We start from the raw sequence: 436 nt of genomic DNA, 5'->3' as shown, positions 1-436 counted from the left end.
GCTGCTGCCACAGCCCAGCGACGCCCATTCACTCGGGATGTGGGCGTCGATCCGTAACTATATGGAAGATGGTCAATTGGTGGATACGCCAAACCCGATGCTGGCTGTGTTGGGGTTGATTCCAACCGGGGATCGGCTCAAGCCCTACGAAGGGCTGCACACCTTTGAAATCGAACGCGAAGACGCGCGGTCCATGGGCGGCCTGGATGAAGGCGGGGAACATTTAACGGCTGAGCAGCGAGAACGCTATGGCTATACCAAGTTATCCCGATGGCCTTTGCGTTTCTGGTATATCCGTCGGGTGTTTGTGTTCTGGAAGATGCCTTACCTGCTGGCCGAATGGGGCCACCGCAAGGGGCGCCCGACGCTGCCGGAATCGGTGCAGGCATGGTCACAACCGTTGCCACCGGAGCAATGGGCAAAGCCCAGCCCGGCC

The 436-nt window shown here is 59.6% G+C and carries 1 pseudogene; it reads left to right on the top strand.

Features of this window, described 5'->3' with window-relative positions:
• Positions 1-436 (top strand): annotated as a pseudogene (locus NPS47_RS25420) (hypothetical protein); the annotation flags it as partial.

Origin of the sequence: Pseudomonas putida, assembly GCF_028682475.1 — a bacterium.
GTDB classification, from domain to species: Bacteria; Pseudomonadota; Gammaproteobacteria; order Pseudomonadales; family Pseudomonadaceae; genus Aquipseudomonas; species Aquipseudomonas putida_AG.
This window is presented reverse-complemented; position numbering and strand designations above follow the sequence as displayed.